The organism is Chromobacterium rhizoryzae, from assembly GCF_020544465.1.
Taxonomy (GTDB): Bacteria; Pseudomonadota; Gammaproteobacteria; order Burkholderiales; family Chromobacteriaceae; genus Chromobacterium.
On sequence record NZ_CP066126.1, the window covers coordinates 4,853,803 to 4,870,964 of the forward strand.

Here is a 17,162-nt window from a genome sequence, read left to right on the forward strand (position 1 = left end):
GCAGTCCTCCTGGACCTTTAATATCTATATGTCCTGTAAGTGTGAACTACTAGATGACGAGTTGTCGATATGGTTTCGGGCTCTGTCGGTCGATTTGATTGGCCTAACTCTACATATCTTCGCTATCGGCGCATCGTCATAGTTACAACACCTAACCATTCTGCTTGTTCGCCTTCTTTGCTTCTTTCCTGGCTTCTCGCTCCATTTTGCGTCGCTCGGCACGGTTCGTTGGAGCGCTTGGGTCATACTCGTAGAACGGCGGTCCACCGAAGTTGAAAGGCATGGGAAACTCGGGAATTTTTTGCGCCAGGTACTGCATATCCTCGGCCGGTGTCTGCAATACATCCAACTCCACCATCGTGTCCGCCCACATGGCGGATTCTTCTGGCCCCATGTCTTCAGAAAGGTCGACATACAGAAAGTCTTGGGAGGCGGCTTCCTCGGAGAATGGCTCAGAGGCTATACATACCGCTTCGGTCACATGGTGAAAGCGTAGCTTGATGCCGTGGCAGTACGTGAACAGTAAAGCTGTGCGCATCTCTCGGTAAGTTTGGTAGTCCATATCCGACTGCTTCGGTATGGTCAGGAAAACATACGCGCGAGACATGTTGTCGCCACTCAGGGTCATGCGCGCAAACTTCTCGCCAGGCGTACTCTTCGAGAGCGCAAAGCGGAAATCATTTGCTAGCGCACGCCTGGCTAGTCGGGGCTCTGAGGCAAGAGCGCGTAGGATACGCTCGTGGTCAATGGTCTCCGGTGGTGCTTCAGGGAGTCCAATCGCGGTCCCTGCGCGAACGAAAGACGCTTGGTATTCAATGAGCGCATCCCACATATAGCTGTCTTGGTCAGCCAGGCGCTTGGCCGCTCGTTGGGGGCTTGAGCAGTAGTACCGCCAATGTCCCTCAGGGAGGATGACCGCATTACGTCCTTTCGGTACTTTGGGCAAGGTATGTCGGCCGTTCTCCATCGTGCACATATACGTCGCCAGCAATTCTTCTTCACCGGCAACGTGCATGAAGGCAATATTTGCACCCAAAAAACGTTCCTTGCAGACAAGGTAGTCGACAAGGTCCGGTACTGTATCCAGCTCCTCCAGGAGAGCACCAACCGTCACCTCATCAAGAACGTGAACGAAGCGGCGGCCTTTTAGTGGGAAACCGACTTCGAATGGCTGTTTGTAGTGAGCATCTTCCTCAAGCAGGTTGTTAAACATCACGCTGCCAGTGCTGCCACCACCAAAGTGCCGAGCTGTAGCCTCATGACCTCCGCGCGTGACAGCAATTAGGAAATAGCGGGCTACGGCTGGGTCAGGGAGAGCTACAGGCAACGGGGTCTGACATGATTTATCGACGAAGACGCGGTCCGGGAACCGCCGAAGGAAATTTTCGGCGCCGGCAAGCTGCTTTGCAGACTTCTCGATGGCCCGCTTGTACCAACGTGGCCAAGCTACCTTGATGTCTACGTTTGACTGAAATGCGCAGTGCTTGTCGGAGAACAGCAGCACGTCGGAGCCAAAGACCACCAGTAGGTCTACCAGCTCCTTGCCATCTCCCTTGCCGCCTGACCTTCCTTCATCGCTATAGACGTTTGGATAGCTCCACAAGCTCAGGAACGCTTTGCGAGCGAGCTGGGTCAGGGCGCGTTCCGAGTCGGTCGTACCCTGTGCCTCGGCTGCTTTCTCCCACGCGGTCTTGTTTCTCATTTAGTTCTACGTTTCCTAAATGCATATTTGGTTAAGCGGTCTAGCCAGTCTCAGCCACAAAACGATAAGCATTCATGCATGAAGAGCCGTCAGTACCCAGTACAGAAAAAATAGCCCAATCCCCCAGTACAGCCATTTACGAATTCTCCCCTTCTTGCCTGTGATTTGGGTGTGCCGGACATTCATGGGCATTCTGTGCTGAATGGAACCTGCTGACGGTCTCGATGGAGTTGATACCGGCGTACGCTGCACTCTTGGTTTTTGCTGTGGTTGCCCTGCCGCTGCACTTCTATGTGTAATGGGGCTCTGGGTGGCTTGCTGGCCTTTCAACTTGGCCAGTAGTTGTTGATTCGGGGATGGCAGTGGTTGCTGGATTTTCGGCCGAACTGATGAACTTACTGCCGAAGGAGCATTTCCCCGTAATTGCGAGAGCAATTCGCTGTTATTAACGGTATCTCCCCGTGATACCACTTTGGCATTGTTTGACCTGCCAAGGCGATAAAGCGCTTCTTCTCCGTCCAGCAACAGGATTTGGTTAGGGGCGGAAATGGTTATGCTGATATGTTCATACGGCTGACGAGCGCTCGGTTTGCTACGATAAATAGGGTCAACCAACCCTTTGGTGCTGACCCATCGCCCCTCCCAACTTTTTGTCGGCTTACTGGAGAATTTGCTAAGGGCGGTACTCCAAATAGTGAGTTTTACGCATTGGCCACGCCAGTCAGCAAAATTGATGAATACATAGGGTTTGCCGTGCCGCGTCCTACTCTCACTCACTTCAATAATTCGGCCTACGAGCTCCACCATTTGGCCTATATGCCGCTGAAGCAACATGTAGTCGCCGCCATCCAGAACAGGGTACTGGCTAAGATATGCTGCGCGTGCCCTGACCTGTGAACCCGCTCCCAGGGCGACTACAGTTCTGGGGGTGTACTGCCCGTTGATGAACTCTGCTAAGGATGGGACTTCGCTGTAGCCCCCTTGGCAAATAGCCGCAAAATTTTTAACGTCTCGTTCAAGGCCGGATAGCTTGAAAAGTTGTGTAAACGCCCCTGATGACGGTGGGTCAATGAAGTCGTTGGCTCGGAAAATTATCGAGTCAGATTCACACTGGGTGGCCACCCACAACTGAGGGTGACCCTGTAAGGCGCGCAGAGCCAAATCCAGCAGAATGAATGAAAAGCGGTCCAGTCGACTATCAAAATGCCGAGCATCCCGCTTTGGGTGTTGGAAATTGAGATGCCCCATTTCCGACGAACCTAGTGCCGCAACCTCCGGAACAAACATCCCATCATAGTCAATCAACTGTATGGTTCGACCATCTTTCGACACCATCAGGTTACCGGTCTGAATATCCCCGTGAGCAATCCCCTGCTGTTCCAGATATGTCGCCAGCGACCGCAGGGCCTGCTGCAAATTGGACAGCTTTTGACGGTCTTTGTGGTGGGCTTCAAGGAACTCGCCCAACGTTTCCCCGGAAGCCCAAGCCATTTTTACCAATGGGAAAACAGCGCCATCGACCCTAACGCCCTGTGATTGGTATTCGAAAGTTAAGAAATAAGGAGACGCTAGCGACCTCAACCGTTTCGCTATTGCGGTATAACGCTGCTCAAGTGCAGTGGACTCTTTATGAAAACACCGTACCGCATAACGGTTGCTCGATACGTCTACACGATAGGTGAGCGCAAAGCCCCCGCTGATAACCTCTGGCAGGCTGAGCATATTGGTCGGTATCGAGCCGGAGGCTAAGGACGCATCAATAAAGGCTGTCCTCGGCGATTGCAGTGCTACTTGGTATTGCTCAAGGCTGGGATAACGCATCAGGCTTAAACTTTCACTCCAAATGCCAATCTCACGAGAGTCGTATCATCGACTTTTATCTGTTTCGTCTCGCGAAGTGTCATTACCAGCTGTTTGAATTCCTCTTCTGAACCGATGGTGAGCAGTTGCTGTAATGTGGAATGGTCCTTTACCGACGCTTCTAGCAACCATTTCCCCAGGGCATCAGTCATCAGCAGGACCACTGAGTTGTTATGGAGGGACCAGGTCGTTGAGTGCTGGCTGTAGAACTGGCTGGCTGTTATAAATTCATTGGCGTCGCTACGTGTTGAGAGCAACGTCGGGTCTACATCGAACTGCTCAGCATGGCTGTAGGGAAAGGTTTTTAAGGCAGTGCCATTTTCGACCAGGACGGCCAGGCTATCGCCGACACAGAGGAGTTCCAGCTCCACCCGCTCGGGCTGGAACTCTGCCGCCAGCAAGGTAGCAAAGGCCCCTTGCTCAATACCTGATTGTTGAATCCACGATAGCTGGTCGAAGTCGTAGCTCGCACGGTATTCGCGGATAAGAGCTGTCACCCATTCATGGTTTACCGCCGGAGACTGAAGAAAACGCGCCGTCAGCATGTTCGCCCAGATGCGCGAATCGTATGCTGTGGAGGCCCCATCAGAAACGGCGAACCTGCCTGCCGCCTCATCGATGGCCAGCGCATCTTCGTTCAGCTCTGGCTGTTCCAGTTCTTTGGGAACTGACGCATGGAACTCTACACGTAACATTGAATGCTCTACCGCATTTGCGACGGACGTGTGCCGATGTCAAAGAACTCGACAATCTCAGACGCCTCTGCATTGAACATGAACCCTCGGGATTCATGAGAGACGCTAAACCCTTTGCCTTGGGCATAGCTAACTAGATGCTGGGGCAATTGGCTGGACATTCTGAAGAGCAGCTTGGAGTACTGGTCGGGTAATCCACCCTCCGCAGCGGGGAAACGGATAGGGTTGCCCGCCTGCGCGCTCACATGCAGGTTCAGTAACAACACGTTACCGTCATTGGTCTGAAATTGACGCAAGGTGTCCGCGACTGCTTCTGGGTCGCCATCTGTGGATTCCCCATCGGTCACATGTAAAACCGTCGGAGGGTAGCTATCCGGATTCGCATCACACCAGGCAGCGAGTTCTTCGGCCGCTTGAGTCAACGCGGCGCACATGGGGGTGCCACCATCGGCCTGTGGCTCGAACCAGATAGGAAATTTGACTGTTTGCTCGATGAGGCCGCCCGCCCCGTCATCCATCTTCTTACGGCGCTCTTCTATACGTAACGGGTTGGCGCCGATACTGGAAATTGGATGCAAAATGCTACCACCCAGAGAGCCTTGAAAACCGTTACAGGCGCCCATGCCCCCGTAACCGATAACACCAATTTGGAAGTAGTCGCGAATCCCTTCTGGCTTCGAGCAACGAGTGATGAGGTTCATCAGCGTACGGTTGAGCACATCCGCAACGAATTGAGCTTTAGTTTTGTCGGAAGCAGCCATCAAGTCCCCCATGGAACCTGATTGGTCAACTAAGAACAGAAAAGCGGTCGGTGTACTGCGTTGGATGGAGGCTTGGTATGGCATGGCGGTCCCCTTTTGATAACGCATAATCATTACATTCCAAATTCATGCCCACAAGGCATAAAAATCAAATTTTCATGATATGGTGCGCGGAAAAGAGGGAAGATACGGATTCGAGGGAGCTCACTGTGCGAACGCCTGCATCTGCTCCTAGCTCTACTGTTCTTGAGAACGTCAATGTCAGGCCGGTAAGCCTATTGTCATACAATTGGACAAAGCAGTTGCCGCAATCGGCTTCGATAAGGTTAATCTTTATTCTGTAGCTTACGCTTCTGCGATGCGCGCTGCCGTGGCTTGGCAGCTCGAGTTAGTGTGAGCGGATTGATAGTAGGCACTGGGGCAATGGTTTGCAGCCATGACTCCCGGCCCAGGGTGCGAAGTACCCTGAGCAAGGTATTGACTGATGAACCTTGTCCGCTCTCAAGGTTTCGCAGAGCACGAACGCTTATTCCCGCCCGCGCCGCCAAGGTCTGCTGGTCGATGTTCTTGTTCAGTCGAAGCCTTCTGAGCTTTTCGCCCAGCTCAGCTTCCATTTCTTCTGACGTTAGATTTGCAGCTGCCACAATTGCACTCGCTTGGTTTTTCCGAAGCGCCTTGATTGACCGATAACGTACCAAGCTATCAAACAGCCGCGCCCAGTGCATCGGCCTAACAATAAAACGAGTAGTATGGTTCGCACCACAACAGGCAAGATTTTGCCTATTAAACGGATTTAAGCTGTTTAAAGGCAGAATCTTGCCTGTAATGACGAATAGCCGTATTGCTTTAGACAGGACATGGAATACCACACCCGCCTGGGCAGATAGGTTGCTCCATGTCGGTGTTTTAGGAGTTAGCGCGCTCATCAAGCTTCGGAGCAACGATACGGGGAAACGACTTGTGCTGCGGTTAGATGGCGAAGGAATGATTCACCTCAAGCTCGCTCTTTGGCAAGACACCTCTGTCCGCCGGCGCACACGCGACGAACTATCCATCGGATGAGCTCTCCGCAGCCGTTTCCCATACGTACCAGCCCTTAGCCCATCATGACACTCGCCTGCAAGGATGCAGGCACCAAGGTATCGTGGTCGCGTCGCGGCCGGAGCCGGCGGGGGCGTATCTTATCCAAGGACTCCGCATCAGCAATCAGCAAGTCGTAAAAATCCTCGGCTCGCACATGTGAAGCGTTATCCGCTCGGATACGAAACAGTGGAATGCCAGCCAAGGAAAACAGCTCGTCTTTCAACTGGTCGCGTTCCACCACTTCCGCGGCATCGTGATAGGCCGAATCCAATTCGAACCCGACAACGGGGTCTTCCTCCTGGGTGCACAACAGCACATCGACTTGGGCAGCCCGTACATAGCTACGGTGACGCTCGGATAATCTACAGACCATTCCCTCTACCTCGATGAAATTTCGTAATGGCACGTTGGGGTAGGCTTGCAGATTGGGGAAGTACTGTCGTACCGCCTTGAGAAACTCCCGCTCTTGACGACTGGCGCAAACATTTTTCTTAAATGACATCATGTCACTAACATTCACTACACCGAGGGCGTACTCACTGTGCAGCACGATGCGCCGCATAGGAATGGTATCCGCGGACGCAGGCAGGCCAGAAGGAGCGGTGCGCTTTGAACGGCGGGGAGGCTCATCGGAATATGTCATCAAAGGAGTCGGCAAGGGTGTCCCTACATCTTTGACCACTCGCCAAGCTGCCGGTAGTTGCTGGTTAATACCAACAAGAACTTCATTGTCCACAACGAGGAGCACGTTGCTACGAATAAGCTGCGCAAGGCGCACCAAACAAGGCGCGTCGATACGCCGACTTTGCAGCAGCTCAAGCAGAATCGCAGGCAAAATACGCTGTGTTATATCGCGGATATCGAGAGGACGAGCCTCGGTCCGCAACATGGCCTCAAAGCCATCGAGAAAGCCAGCCAGATTCCGCTCTTCCAGACACGCCCTCAATTCCTGAGCGATGGCATTCATAGTGCGGCCTCCTCGGCAAAATCAATGTCCAAGAACAGGCTTTGCCCTAACGCAAAGGGAAATGCCTGAGGCAGGGTAGCCTGCAACACTTCAGTCCTGAACAGCCGAGGCACTATCCCTACGTACATCACCATGGAATGACTTTCGAGCGTCAGGCGAAACTCCTCTGCATCGCTGGCATACACCAGATAAGGCAAGGGGTCGTCTTGGGTAAGGAAAGTCCCTCCCGCCATTAGCTTTTGCAGCCGCATTCCCGTGCTGAGTTCATCAATCGCTTCGCGCACCTTTTCAAGAATCTCACTGCTCACGCCACGTGGAAGCCGATAGGTCACATGGTCGACCCGAAGCAGCAGAGTGCGCAATAGAACATCATCTTTTGCCAGAGCAAGCTCCGAACGGTTTGGCCGCGCAAACAAGACGTTCGGCTCCTGAAGCTGCAAGCGCTCAATGAGGCCCAATACAAACCCGACCGGTAGCTGGGAATCCATAGGCAATTGCTCGTCAACTTCTGCGCAGTAGCTTTCCCAAGTCAAGCCAGCCTGGTCCAATTCCCGGAGCAACCGGGGCACATCGATACGGTAGCATTCGCTCAGCCCGCCCAAGTCTTTCAGAAGCTTAGCCTTAACCTCAAGATGTGGTATGCCATGTAGAAAGAAGCGACTTGTGGCGTGATAACGTCGAAGCAAGGCGGCAGAGTTGGCCTCGTTAAATTCCTGAATAAGCAGACCCGGGCTGATGTCTTTCGGGCGAATCGTGGATAGTTGCCAAATATATCGGGCCTCGCCGATTATCCAAGCACCATCCTTTAACGTAATCGCCTGTACTCCCTGTTTTTTGGACGCTAGTTTCAACTGTGACCAGCAGGTCAGCTCATCTCCGCGGGCGATTTCATAGCCCGAATCCAACTCGTGGTCCACTTGAAGCAGGACAAGTTCTGAGTTCACCACATCGGCCATGGTCAGGTCTGTACTATTAGCGTGCGACAATCCTGACGACAAGCTCCGACACAATTGGAACACAGCAAGACCATCCAGTATGGCTTTCCCTGGTTCCTCTAGATGTCGGCGCAGCCTCTCCAGCGCACCAGAAGCGTCGGCCAGCCATTCACCATTACTGGTTAAGGTGGTTACCAACAGGAACGGCCAAGTCTGTTCAGAAGCATCTGGCTGCTTGACGTGAACATTAATCGCCATGTGACTGGCGGCAAAACTGAGGCTGAACACGCATGGACCCCGCTGGGCCACCCAATCTTCGCACCAGCTACAGAGTCTGATGGCCAAATCTTGCCAGCGAGCAAAATCTTCGGTTACATCCGCCATGACTACTGTCAATCTGAGCGTGTCATTAGGAACTTGCCGCCGGGCCGTATGCCAGTCTGAGAACCCCTGTAACCGAGAGGCTGCCTCCACTGCTGCTGTGTGCTTAATAGCAACGCCAAATTGCAACAGCTCTTGCTGGAGTCGTCTGGCGAGTTGCTTGGGCCCTTCCAGCGGACTCTGTGCAAGTTTGCGGACGACAATCTGTACGGTCGGCTCCGTCAAGCGGGGATGCTTAGGACCGAGATACGACCATAAAATTTTAGCTTGTTCCTGTTCGGAATTAGAGGCAGAGAAGCCAGGGGCGGCAGTGGTAGAGGAGAAAGCAGTCATGATGAACTCCATAACGGAAAGCTCTTCAGGACGGCACGCGTTATCCGGCTTTCCAAGAGTCATCAAGCCGAGAGAGAGGTATCGCAGGAATTTCGACTGGCTTTGCCGTGCCGGACAAGTCCGGTGCGTGCACTGACGGGCGCCAACTCGCCCACGGTTTGGCTCAACCGCTAACCTATACTAAGTGCATGAAAACCGTGCGTCAATACCTGCTGAGTGTCAGCCATGAGGCATCAAGCTACAAACTGTAGTCTCTCGCATCTAATGCTCCCCGCCCGCACCGCCGGCTAACCATCGATGAACAAATCCTGTTCGTCATCAATCCAAACCAAGTCGTTATCGCGACCAATGGGCTTGGCGAAATCGCTCTCCTGTAAAGGAGCCTGATTGAACTCAGAAATAATGGATTTCACCTTCTGGCGTTCTAGGTGTCTCCGGGCCTGCTCTTTCGGTGTACCAACCGTCTCGACCACAGGAGCCGCCATTGCTGCGTTGCGCTCAACATTGTCTATCTTGGCTTGTGTGACTTTCGAAACCACCGCGGCAGATGCCGCCCTCTCAGCACTAATGGCGGCATTCACGTCCTTGCGAGCGATGAATTTTGCTTCTGCAGACAGGTGATTTCGGTAGTAATTTTGGTATTTTGTTAAAAAACCATACCCGTCCTCGAATATCTTCTTCGTCGACGCTGTAGCTTCAAGCAGCCCAAGTCCTTGACCTGTCAACTCCCATAACAAGACAAAGGGAGCATTTGGAATCTCGTAAGTTTGTATTTCACAAGAGGCCTCATTGTGCATTGCTTCAGAAGTACGCGCATAGAGCTGAAGTTCTGCCGAGGTATATTTTCTACCATCGATTGAAACAATTCCATTCGGAGCTTTCTTTTTTCGAGGAATACAAAGTCTTCTAAAAACATCTTCTGGAGCCAAATCCCACTGGGCATCACCACGCCTACGGTTTTTGTTGTAACGATATATCTCAGCTGGGCAAGCGGCAATGTTGTTCTTCATCATATCCGACGTCAAAAGATGTCTTGCATCGGTCTCCAGATTACGCCTACTAATTGCCTTAAGCAGGGCTTGCATGAATTCCTCCAAGGAAACTGCTCCCTTCTTGGCATTCTTTTGTCTTTTCCTATCCTCATCCTTATCGCCAGTTTTGAATGTAGAGCCAGACAAATTACTCAGCTCCTCTTGGAAGTACTTCATCACCTGCTCAGCGTGCCCTTTGGATGGAGGGCTACCCGGTGGAGCCATTTTTGCAGCCACTCGCAACCCATCAACAAGCGACGTTTGTGCCCTCAATGATACTCCGGGCCCCCGGTCAATAAATAAATCAGTGGCACATCCATAAACCATGCCGGCCAGATATGGCACACCCCACCGATGAAGCTCACGAGTCTTGGGCGTATATGCCGAAAAGACACAATTTAAATATGCATCACCATTTTCAGGACCAAAGCTCACATCCCAACCAACAATAGCCAGACTTGCCCGGTCAACAGCCAGCAGGACAGTAATTTTCCCTCTCCCGTCAATCCACATCTCTTTGCCACCAAAAAGAAGATAATTTTCTGCCAGAGTTCCATCCATATCCAAAATGGACAATTGGTCATGCACAATGTCTTGAGCACTACCTCCTCTTCGACCTGCCTTAACTCCCCGACTTTCAGCTCGCTCAGCCCTAAATTGCTTAAGAAGCCTCCTGCCAATCCTCTTCATGTTATCGTCTCCAGAAAAACTCCTGGGGTCGACTTGATATGTTACTAGGTTTCCATCCTTATCACGATTAAATGCCACACGGCTAACAAGCCAACGCTGAAATATTTTAGGGAAATTATCATTACTATCCCATGCTTCTTTCCTTAAAAAGCTAGTGTATTTTGCAAGCTGTTGCTTGGTTAGGCGCTTTCTCTTGTGCCCTTTATTCCCAAATATTTTCTCGCTGTCAGTTCTCCTGCCAAGCAGCGTATGAGTTCCATCTGCATTTCGTAAATCTCGCCGAGAGACACCTGGAGCACCTTTTCTCCAATGATGGTCTATAAGTGCATTCTCATGCCCTCCATAAAACTTATGCATTTCAAACCACTGTCGCACTGCATCCTCACAAACACCGAATCGAGTTGCGGCATCTCCAACTGCTTTTGCATTAATTTTACAGTTCCAAAAAACAGAATCACCCCAACATCTATCAATATACTCAACAACGCTTCTTCTCCGGTCCAATTCTGGACTACTCCCTGGAGGGATGCTGCATTGAGTCATCTGCTCTGGGATGCCAAACTCCGCCACACGTACAAGCGTTCCATTCGCAAGAGCATTATCTACAAAATTTCGCGCCCATTTCTTTCTATTTCTGACTTTTTTCGAGGGCGGATTCGGTATAAATATTTTACTCACTAGAGCATTGCCCTTGACAGCTTTTACCACCCCCAGCTCAACAACGCAGACACTCAATTCATTATAAGCAAGGACCCTAAATATTAGTTCCTTACCGCGCCCAACAATAAGCGATAGATTACTGTTGCGTATAATTACCGGCTTTTCTGTAGCATCCACAATTAAACCCCAGTCAAATTCAGCAACATAAAAATCTACAATCGTCAGTCACCAACCAAAACCAAGGGCTTATCAGGCAAAATTTCATGCTCATGGTCAAGTGTTAGATAGCCTAAGAAATTCGCAATCGCGAAAATCCGATAGCCTACATCCCTCCCCAATCCTAAACATCCTGCAGCGGCACTAATTCTCTGGTCGCATATTTCAAACCTAGTCTCATTCAACAATATGGTCGCCATATTTGATGCGACCTCCTGATATGTTGAAACATCATTCACCATCTTCATATACTCAAAAAGACGTCTGTTATTAATATGTTCACGCATGGAAATTGAATGCTCAGTCATTATTTCGTGTGTACAACCCCACCAACGAAGCAATTCCACCTCACGTAGATGCCTTTTCTGTACAGATAGCTGCTTTAGCTTTTCATAAGGCTTCACTGAAACGGCGTGATAGTGAAACCCCGAGCCCCCTGGTATTTGCAAAGTAAGAAGAAAATCAATAGTTATCACGCCGCGTTTTGGCATACGCAAATTCATTTCTTTGTATTCCTGATACATGCCGCGTTCCCATTCTGGATATTGCGCACGCACCTCAACAACAAATGGATTCATCCCAAAATGATAGAGGCAGCGTTCCTCAAGTCCAGAATGGTTTGGTGTAAGCCCTCCACCTTTAAAGCCAAAGTAATTTCCAGCAATACCAATTTTGCTATCCTGTGCTTTTTTCCATGCTTCAAATTTCGGTGTTGATGGATGCCCACGCGGGTCATGTTTCGGCAATTCAGGAGGCCATGACAGAATCGGCTTGCCAACCAAATCCGCCAAATAAAAACCTGTTGCATTTTCTGGTCGGGGAAAGCTCTCAACGTAGTCAAGCTTACCGGTACGGAGAATGCGTTTTGCATCATCCGGGGTGTAGGGTAGATGACTACAATCAGCAATTAACCTGCGTTTTGGGTATGCCATCGTGAGCATTTTTCCTGTTTCAGGTTGTTTCCTTCCACCCGCTTCTTCCACTCAGCAAAGGTTTCTGAGCAAGCAGCAAGTGACATTTGAATACCTTCGCTCGCAAGCACCAAGTTAGTAGCGGTTTCGCACGACACATTGGAGAGAAGATAAGCTTTAGTGATTCGCTGCATGGGCCTTTCTTTAAGAGATAACTCGTATCGTTTCTGTATATGCCTAGTAAGCTGCTCAATTTTTCGCACATTAATAAGCTCTTGAGTTACATAACACCGTTTTCTGGCTATTGACGGTAGAGTGCGGTCGTACCATGCCTTATCGATATTCAACAGATAACGGAGTGCAGCCTTGCTACCAGGTTGCGATTTTAATTCTGCTCTATAAATGGCTGGCTTTTCATGCAGTAATTCAAGTAACCATTTTCGATACGTCAACCTAAGATTAGCCTGCTGCTCCCACGGAAGACCACCAACCCATTCAATGTATTGCTCTTTCGTTCGATGCCTATCCTTTCGGCGCTTGTCGGGGATTTTTTTATCCGACTCAGGATTAGAAAAACGAATACCAGCCGTTTCTTGGCCTGCTCGTAGCACATCTGAGAAATTATCAAATCCGCCAAAAACCGCATGTATGACCGCAAGATTCTGAATGGGATTGCGAATAGGACCATAGTGACCCAAAGAACCTACCAGACGCTTCAAGGTATCCAAGCCGATACCTAGGAATGAGCGATAATCAGGTCCAATAGCCTGATATAGCGCTTCATTCAACCTGTGATGCAGACGCCGGCAGTTTCCAAAGTAATGGTGCAGAGCCTGTGTGACAGACTCCGAGGACACCACTGAAGAGCCCGTTCCTCGAAGAATTTGGTCGGCCATACTGGCGACCGATATGGCCATTTCTTGCGTTTTGTTATCTAGCCTTGCTACTACCCTCAAATGGCCGCCACATACACAGCGTCTCATCGGACGCCAGTTCGTCCGTACACGACGATGACCAGCTTCACAGGCCTCACAGAACGTGAGTAGCGGTCGTTTATGTACTGGGCACGCCAAAATTCCCGGCATCAAGGCAAGTCGGTGCCAGATGGCATAACCATTCTGGTGGATGTCGCGCTCCATGCACTCTGGGCACATAGTCATCCTTCCTCGGAAAGCACCATTCGTCATACCAACACGAGCGGCCACCCCCTTAATTGCGATTCCCTTGTGATGTTCACGTAATGCTTTTGAATCTTTTTCCGTCAAGAATTTTGCATAAAGCGGAAATCGAGTATGACCATCAATTAATTCGTCAACAGGTGGAAGTTTGGCCTGCAATTCCTCCCCAAGGTGGCCAAGCCCAGAGGGGAATACCCATCCTGGTCGTCTTGTAGAATCCGCTACAGTGCTTGGCCGTATAAGGACCTTTCCTTGACTCCTCTCAAATGACTGACGCACAATAAATCCAGTCACGTCTTCTTCAGGCACCATGTGCATGGTGAACAACTGCGGATTTCTACGCACCACTGGCAATCCCCTAAATTTAATTAATCAATCTGTTTTTTTCTTTAATACTTTACGAATGGTCTCTTCACGGAGGCCAGCTTTCTTTGCAATAGCACATGGTCTACCGACAAGCCCAGCAAGGCGCTTGAGACGCGCTCGAACAAAATCATCATGCAGCTCCTCGCGCTTTTCCACAAAACCATTATCCTCACACTTCTTCAAAGCATAGATAGGGACTCGTGTAAGTTCTTGGAAACGATAGCGGGACATGTTGATGCGCTTTTTATCTGGCGCAGTACAAACATCAGCTGCTTCAGCGAGCGCGCTATTTAAGTTGCAAAGTAATTTGCATGGCGGGCTTGCACGCACTCCATTATTAGGCAACTGGAAAGTAGGCTGATTGGCCACAAACCAGTCATGCGCATTTCTATATAAGCGCATCCATAATGTTGGATATTTCTTCCGTAAACTATTGCGAGACATTTCAGGATTTGTCTGGATAGCATTCAGCCATTCCGCCTTATCAGACTCTATGCGAGCACTCAGCGCTTTCTCGCGAGGAAGCGGTACGTCTGTCAAAATTGCAAGTTGGCGGTACACGCTTGTTAGCGAAATTTGGAATTTTGCAGCAACTTCAGACGGTGACTTACCATTCGCTAGCTCTTTCTTGATTTGGTTAGCAATAGATTCTTTCAAAGTTTTAGGACGCCAACTGACATTAATTTCATAACGTTTGCACAACACGTTGAGTAGCGAGGCACTAATTCCCATAGCCATTGCTGTTGCCTGCAGGGTCTTATGTTTAGCCAGCTCGGCAGCAACAGCTTCACGCAACGGCATTACCTTTGGACTTGCCAATCTTCTATGCACTACCTCAATGGGTATGGCTACCGTGGACTGGGCTGGACCGGTGTATGGCTGTTGCTCCGCAAACCAAGCAAATAACACACACCATTCTGGGTGGATACCTTTTTCATTTCGAAATAGTGCACGTATCGCATTTTCAATATGCCGTTCCGACTGGCATAGAATCTTTAAACGCTCATCCGAAAATGCTCCATCAAAAAAAACCGAGAACTTCCGTGTAAAATCTATAAGGTGGAATCGATTGTTATCATCTATCCAACCTGATAATTTAAATAAATGAATAACACTATCTTTGTCGTATCTTGATAAATGCACAGGCGTCTCCATGCAATATTCAATTCGTTTCCCTAGCTCCATAGTCATAGCCACTTGGTAACTATTTGGTTTTGACTGGCAGTGGGCATCAAAAAGTAGCAACTGTCCCTTGCTGGCACACAAGGGAGTCCCATGAATAGGGCAGACATTTACGAATGGGACACCCATGCGCCGGTGGATGAATGAGAATCCAAACTCCCTTTTTTGCTGCTCTTCACATTCGGAACATTGCAGATAACTCTGTTCACTGACGCTAAAAAGCAAAGGAAGTCGGCAGAGCCGAACAGGCCCCTTATACATATCAATCAACCTAGCCCGCTGAGCAGAAAACTTCGCCTTGGGCAGGCCGCAGCAAATGAAGTTGAATTCGGTATGCTTATCGATGAGCGTATCGATATCGCCATAAAGATAGCCGAGCTCTTGATGGAATAAACCAAGGTAATTCGGCATTCCATCAAGACTGGGGCGTCTATTGAGAAGCTGGCGGCATGCCAGAGACAAAGAGTGCACGCCGCCATAACTCAGTATGCGAGTGAGGAAGGCGTTCACAATCTCTCCGTCAGGGAAGTGCGGCGCTACCAAAATGTTCTGATTCATGTTGGTCATATCCGACTCAAGATTGCTTCGTCCAACCACTCGTGCACCTGAGACTTTTCAAAAAGTGCCGCTGGAAGGTGGTCGAGATTCTTCAAGACAGCCAGCTTGCCTTTACCAGATGCCACTTCTTGCGTCCTCGCTATGGCACTTCGGGCACCGGTATGCAGCTGTAACGCCCGCTCAAATATTTGCCTCACGGCGTCTTCGGTAAGGCGGCCTGGCTGCTGCATCTCAGGTGTCGTCACAAGCGTGACGTGCAGCGCCCGAAACCCCTGAACCAGCCAACCAAATCGGCCAAATGTCACGCCATATACCCACTCAGGAAGCGCAGCCGGCATCTCACAATGTTCTGGAAGCACTCCCTCCTGCCACAACCAGGTAACCACTTGCCGCCAGACACCTCTGGCTTTCGGGACCTCGCCATCTACCAACGGAGCAGGCTTGGGAATCGGGTCGAGATGCAGACCAGGGCCGTTGACCAGGTTAGAGGCCGTAGTTCCCATGAAGCTTGTGCAGTACATGAATGCGCTGGTGCCTGAGATGAGCACTGGGATGCCTGTGTGCTGTCGCAACTTAAGCAGGAATTGCAAAATGGCCGCTGTATGGCCATTGACGTTTGCAAAGCCACCACCATCGAGGACAACCAGGCCGACATTCAGCAGGGTGCAGATTGCAATCGCTACATTCTGGCCACGCCAACCCTCTATATCGGACAGTGCATTGATATCGGTGTCGTACCCTCCAATCACAGACAGTACGCGCTCACGCATATCCCTAAGCATCCCCTGGAGCGTTCCGCAGGTCGGGTAGGTTAGGTAGAGAACTGGTATCACCCACATACATCGCGGGGCAGGATGCTCTCCCTCGACCAAAAATGGCCTTCCCAAGATTTCAACCAACCGCCGCAAAGCCGCAGTTCGCCCCATTAATGAGGGTCCTGTCATCCAGAATCCTGTGTCGGTGATAGAGCTGAGACATGCTGGCAGTGGTCGCAATCTCTCACCATGCAGAACCTCCGCGGTTGCGTGGAAATAACGCCGAAATTCCTCACAACCAAACTGCTTGGCGCGGTATACCTCACGAATTTTGGCTAGAACCTGCGAAATAAACGTCAGTGTCTCCGTTAGCGGGAGATAGGCCCCGCTGAAGCTGGAGAGGGCTTGGATTTTGGTCTCGGGGTCGGCCTCTCGCAGTTCTGCTGCATGAGGCACCGCCGGCCACCGCATCTTATTGCGCAACTCTGCGGCCGGCAGTACCCGCATGATTTCGGCCATGCGGGGGCTCATTAGGTCGCTCACGGCAACTGAAGTGGAACTCAAGACAACTTCCCGCGGCATCACTTGCGGGGAACGGGAAGCCGTGGAGACCAGTGAGTTATGCATGGCGGCCACCTATAAAGGCTGGTTCAAACCATGACTCATACAAGCCACACCGGGAACAACAATGAGGCAACAGGTAGTAGGCGTGGCCCCTGGACGGGCAACTTACGATAAAAGAGTCTGGGCGGCGGGAGTATAGGCGCCCGCCGTCCTTGACGCGGATAGTCATTTCCATTGATTGCATCCATAGCTTCGCCCCCCTGCAGCCAAAAAATTGGCCGCAGGGGTTGACAGAGCACGCCATGCATGAAACCATCCCGTCTGAATTGGGAGT

Annotated in this window: 12 protein-coding genes; all 12 read right to left on the bottom strand. The window is 50.7% G+C overall.

The features are described from left to right. Window positions 1–151: 151 nt before the first annotated feature. On the bottom strand, window positions 152–1,702 hold the full coding sequence (locus tag JC616_RS22150; protein ID WP_227105496.1) for a hypothetical protein: 1,551 nt from the start codon (window positions 1,700–1,702) through the stop codon (window positions 152–154). Window positions 1,703–1,774: 72 nt separating this feature from the next. Beyond that, entirely contained in the window at window positions 1,775–3,523 is a 1,749-nt protein-coding gene (locus tag JC616_RS22155) for a protein kinase family protein (RefSeq protein WP_146176738.1), read from the bottom strand. 5 nt (window positions 3,524–3,528) lie between these two features. Further along, entirely contained in the window at window positions 3,529–4,257 is a 729-nt protein-coding gene (locus JC616_RS22160) for a protein phosphatase 2C domain-containing protein (protein WP_227105498.1), read from the bottom strand. Between the two features lie 8 nt (window positions 4,258–4,265). Then, window positions 4,266–5,102, bottom strand: coding sequence for a vWA domain-containing protein (locus JC616_RS22165; protein ID WP_107802018.1), 837 nt, complete (start codon window positions 5,100–5,102; stop codon window positions 4,266–4,268). Window positions 5,103–5,344: 242 nt separating this feature from the next. Then, window positions 5,345–5,944 carry a helix-turn-helix domain-containing protein gene (locus JC616_RS22170; protein WP_199225938.1) on the bottom strand — a complete coding sequence of 200 codons (600 nt, stop codon included), beginning with the start codon at window positions 5,942–5,944 and terminating at the stop codon, window positions 5,345–5,347. Between the two features lie 170 nt (window positions 5,945–6,114). Next, window positions 6,115–7,068 carry a DUF2726 domain-containing protein gene (locus JC616_RS22175; RefSeq protein WP_227105500.1) on the bottom strand — a complete coding sequence of 318 codons (954 nt, stop codon included), beginning with the start codon at window positions 7,066–7,068 and terminating at the stop codon, window positions 6,115–6,117. Further along, on the bottom strand, window positions 7,065–8,717 hold the full coding sequence (locus JC616_RS22180; protein ID WP_227105502.1) for a glyoxalase superfamily protein: 1,653 nt from the start codon (window positions 8,715–8,717) through the stop codon (window positions 7,065–7,067). The genes JC616_RS22175 and JC616_RS22180 overlap by 4 nt, the downstream gene beginning before the upstream one ends. Before the next feature lie 287 nt (window positions 8,718–9,004). Next, on the bottom strand, window positions 9,005–11,275 hold the full coding sequence (locus JC616_RS22185; RefSeq protein WP_227105504.1) for a hypothetical protein: 2,271 nt from the start codon (window positions 11,273–11,275) through the stop codon (window positions 9,005–9,007). A 44-nt stretch (window positions 11,276–11,319) separates the two neighbouring features. After that, the gene (locus JC616_RS22190) at window positions 11,320–12,246 is read right to left on the bottom strand and encodes a PDDEXK family nuclease (RefSeq protein WP_227105506.1); all 927 of its coding nucleotides are present in this window, start codon (window positions 12,244–12,246) and stop codon (window positions 11,320–11,322) included. Beyond that, window positions 12,222–13,721 (bottom strand): TniQ family protein, encoded by a 1,500-nt coding sequence (locus JC616_RS22195; protein ID WP_227108618.1) that lies wholly within the window; start codon window positions 13,719–13,721, stop codon window positions 12,222–12,224. The genes JC616_RS22190 and JC616_RS22195 overlap by 25 nt, the downstream gene beginning before the upstream one ends. Before the next feature lie 54 nt (window positions 13,722–13,775). Continuing rightward, complete coding sequence (locus JC616_RS22200; RefSeq protein WP_227105508.1) at window positions 13,776–15,509, bottom strand: TnsD family Tn7-like transposition protein; 1,734 nt, start codon at window positions 15,507–15,509, stop codon at window positions 13,776–13,778. 5 nt (window positions 15,510–15,514) lie between these two features. After that, entirely contained in the window at window positions 15,515–16,783 is a 1,269-nt protein-coding gene (locus JC616_RS22205) for a hypothetical protein (RefSeq protein ID WP_227105510.1), read from the bottom strand. Window positions 16,784–17,162 lie beyond the last annotated feature (379 nt).

Bases quoted from the DNA above. Each gene is read 5' to 3' on its own strand.
- JC616_RS22175 (WP_227105500.1), bottom strand. From the start codon at position 7,068: ATGAATGCCATCGCTCAGGAATTGAGGGCGTGTCTGGAAGAGCGGAAT.
- JC616_RS22195 (WP_227108618.1), bottom strand. From the start codon at position 13,721: ATGCACATGGTGCCTGAAGAAGACGTGACTGGATTTATTGTGCGTCAG.
- JC616_RS22150 (WP_227105496.1), bottom strand. From the start codon at position 1,702: ATGAGAAACAAGACCGCGTGGGAGAAAGCAGCCGAGGCACAGGGTACG.
- JC616_RS22165 (WP_107802018.1), bottom strand. From the start codon at position 5,102: ATGCCATACCAAGCCTCCATCCAACGCAGTACACCGACCGCTTTTCTG.
- JC616_RS22160 (WP_227105498.1), bottom strand. From the start codon at position 4,257: ATGTTACGTGTAGAGTTCCATGCGTCAGTTCCCAAAGAACTGGAACAG.
- JC616_RS22200 (WP_227105508.1), bottom strand. From the start codon at position 15,509: ATGAATCAGAACATTTTGGTAGCGCCGCACTTCCCTGACGGAGAGATT.
- JC616_RS22190 (WP_227105506.1), bottom strand. From the start codon at position 12,246: ATGGCATACCCAAAACGCAGGTTAATTGCTGATTGTAGTCATCTACCC.
- JC616_RS22180 (WP_227105502.1), bottom strand. From the start codon at position 8,717: ATGACTGCTTTCTCCTCTACCACTGCCGCCCCTGGCTTCTCTGCCTCT.
- JC616_RS22170 (WP_199225938.1), bottom strand. From the start codon at position 5,944: ATGAGCGCGCTAACTCCTAAAACACCGACATGGAGCAACCTATCTGCC.
- JC616_RS22155 (WP_146176738.1), bottom strand. From the start codon at position 3,523: ATGCGTTATCCCAGCCTTGAGCAATACCAAGTAGCACTGCAATCGCCG.
- JC616_RS22205 (WP_227105510.1), bottom strand. From the start codon at position 16,783: ATGGCCGAAATCATGCGGGTACTGCCGGCCGCAGAGTTGCGCAATAAG.